Below are 2,937 nucleotides of genomic sequence, written 5' to 3'. Positions count from 1 at the left end.
CCACCACCGTGTAGGCCACCGGGTCCAGGCTCTTGTGGCGCGGGCGGATCTGCGCGGCCTGCAGGCGGAAGTCCGCCGTGTCCACGTACGCCGGGGTGTTGGTCTGGGGTGTGTTCTCCTCCTAGGTGGGTGCGTCGCCGTAGCGCGCCAGCACTTCACCGTTGGCGACCAGCTGGCGCTGCACGTGGCCGGGGGTGAGGGCACTGCCCGTCACCCCGCCCTGGTAGCCCGAGGCCGGGTTGGCGATGCTGCTTTTGACTTCGCCGATATCGTTGTAGCCGCCCTGGCTCACGAATACGGCCGTGCCGTTGGCGTCGTTCACGAACGTGCGGTCGTAGCGCACGTCCTCCGCTTGCGGCTACTGCCACGCCCTCAGGCTCTTGGGCTGGCGGATGCCCACCACGAAGCCGTTGGCGTCGCGCTGCGTGATCGTGGACACCTCTGTTCCGTCCCGGTTCGTCTTCGCCGCGCTCTGCTGCCAGCTACCGTTGAGATACGTGTACTGGTACGTCGTCGTGGCGCCGCCGTCTCCGTCCTGCCGCACGGCCATAACGTTGCCTGCCGCGTCGTAGCCCAGGCCCGTCACGGCGCCCGCATCGGGGTAGGCCACGTCCGAGCGCTGCGACACTTTCAGATTCCGACTACTGGATCACGGGTCGATCTCATGTTGGCCCCGGGAGAACTCGAAGCGGCTCATACGGTGCTGAACTGTGCCCGAAAAGCCCCGGCAATGATCACCCGCTTATCACTGCTGGACCAGCGAGAACGTGAGGCGATCTTCATGCTGCCAGCGTGCATCGCAAAATTATCCAAGGCTCAGGTGCTGCGCTCAGGACTGAGATCGCCCGCTTGATTTAACCATCAGAAGTAATATATATTTTTCTACATTTTTCAATGGGAATTTCCGGATCAAAATCAACAAATGAAAAACTAGAAAAAACGGAAACAGAACCAGGTGAAATTCCTGTGCAAACGATTAAATTTTCATTTTTTCCATTTTCAAAGAAAATCCCACATTCAGAATAAATTTTAGCATCCTCATAGCAAATTATTCCGATTTTTTTTACGAGAAAATCTTCAATATCATGCCAAACCAAGATATCAGAAAAATCTTCTATAGATTCAATATCGTAAATTTCCAAATTAATACTACCTAACTCTTCCCAACCTCCCACATTAGTACACGCAGAAGAGAACTTCAACACACTCCCATTGCCGAAGGACAGGAAAAATTCCCAAGCCATAGTTAGTGACTGCTTATTCGGCAAACCATAAGCCTTAATATGACCACCTGACAAACTACCAACAAAATCTTTATCCCTTCCTCCATACTGAATTGGAAGAATATATTTTCCATTTTTCATAGAATCAGTAATGTAAGGTTTCATGCGGTTTATTTCCTTTAGCCGGAATATCGATACTCTGACCTCCAGAGCTATTACCTGGTCGGCCAAATATTCCATTTTCACCTACCAAACTCCCTGGAGGAGCACTATCACCCCGCTGCCAAGGACGTACTCCGCCAGTCAGCACATCTAAATCCTTTACAAAATCACCAACGCCGCCATACTCCGGGGCAAGCGGGCCACTTGTATGCTTTTTCCCAGAGGCATTAGGCCCCGACCTTGGATCACTCTGATCGCCCACCAGTACATCGGGAATCTCTGGAATATTACCACTTGAGACCCCAGTGCTCAACATCCACTGAACTCCGATGCCAACAATTGGCAGCAAAGAGGTAATTCCACCAACCAAAGATTTAACGCCTATACCATATGAGCCTACATATCCAGGAACACCGGTAGGCATGTCAGTTCTTACATCGAATCCAGGCGTGCCTCCGATCTCGGGCGGACGAGTGGCAGAGGAACTCCCGCTACCGCTGCCTGCAAATCCAAGGCCAAGGCCGCCAGGAACTGCAGGAACGAACTGCGCCAATTTAAAGCCACCGAGTCCAAATGCCCCCTCAAACTCCTGTTTAGCCTCTTCTTTTGCTAACGCAGCACCGTCATCGTAAATTTCGGAAGAAATTTTGCTGGATCGCGTAGGCAGCCCCATCGGATTGATAAAACCAATTCGCTGTGCGTGATCATCTGCAAATGACGCAGAGGTTTGCGAACTATTAGCGGCAATACGCAATTGTTGAGGGTCAATTGACGTGACCCCGTCTTCGACCACCATCGGCTGCGAACTGTAATTCGGAAAACTACCCGTAGATTCCGCACGTTGACCGCCATAAGCTAATCCGAGCCCCCCACCGAGGCGTAAGCCCTGAGCAACGAGTTTGGGTTGCATTGCAGCCGCCAAACTCTCCCCCAGTGCATTACCGAACGCATCCACAGCCACCTGCTGGATGCTCACCCGACCTCCGCGCGCCACGGCTGCCGTCACACCTGCGGCCATGCTGCTGAGCGTACCGCGCGCCAGCGCAGCACCCGTTTCCCCCAGGCCCGACAGCCAGGTTACGTCCTTGAGCGCGCTGCCCACTGCGGCGCCTGCTGCGGCGCCTGCCGCACTGGCGGCCACTCCGCGCCAGTCGAAATGGCTTTGCAGCCCCGTCGCCACCCCCACGCCCTGCGTGATCAGGTTGGCCGTGCCCATGCGCAATGCGACGCTTTGCCAATCGGTACCGCTGAAGGCTTTCAACCCTTCCAACTCGCCGGCAATGCCTGCGCTGATGCCTGACAACGCGACGCTCTTCCAATTGATGCCGTCCTGCACGCCGACGGCATTGCCCACCATCTGGCCCGCCAGGTTGCCCAGCATGGCCCCAGCGATGCCGCCGGTATAGACCGCCACGACAACGCTCACGATCACCACGATGAGTTGGCCCACCGCACCGCAGCCGCCGTCCTTTCCGGCCGGCACCGGCAACACCGGATCCATGCTCCCCATCGCCTGGCTCGGGTCGTACGGCTGGAACGTCTCCACGCTGTT

General features: G+C 55.8%; 4 protein-coding genes. All 4 read right to left on the bottom strand.

The features are described 5' to 3' along the window. Nucleotides 1-121: 121 nt before the first annotated feature. On the bottom strand, nucleotides 122-343 hold the full coding sequence (locus tag T336_RS0122325) for a hypothetical protein (protein WP_026434184.1): 222 nt from the start codon (nucleotides 341-343) through the stop codon (nucleotides 122-124). 15 nt (nucleotides 344-358) lie between these two features. Further along, nucleotides 359-628, bottom strand: a complete 270-nt coding sequence (locus tag T336_RS0122320; protein ID WP_026434183.1) for a hypothetical protein — start codon at nucleotides 626-628, stop codon at nucleotides 359-361. Between the two features lie 226 nt (nucleotides 629-854). Continuing rightward, nucleotides 855-1,388 carry a hypothetical protein gene (locus tag T336_RS26905; RefSeq protein WP_156957932.1) on the bottom strand — a complete coding sequence of 178 codons (534 nt, stop codon included), beginning with the start codon at nucleotides 1,386-1,388 and terminating at the stop codon, nucleotides 855-857. Continuing rightward, a partial coding sequence (locus T336_RS26900) for a hypothetical protein (RefSeq protein WP_167333666.1) occupies nucleotides 1,369-2,937 on the bottom strand: 1,569 nt, incomplete at its 5' end. The genes T336_RS26900 and T336_RS26905, both read right to left, overlap by 20 nt.

It is taken from the genome of Paracidovorax oryzae ATCC 19882 (assembly GCF_000687165.1).
GTDB lineage: Bacteria > Pseudomonadota > Gammaproteobacteria > Burkholderiales > Burkholderiaceae_C > Paracidovorax > Paracidovorax oryzae.
The sequence above is the reverse complement of the archived record's forward strand: the minus strand, read 5'-3'. Positions and strand labels throughout refer to the sequence as shown.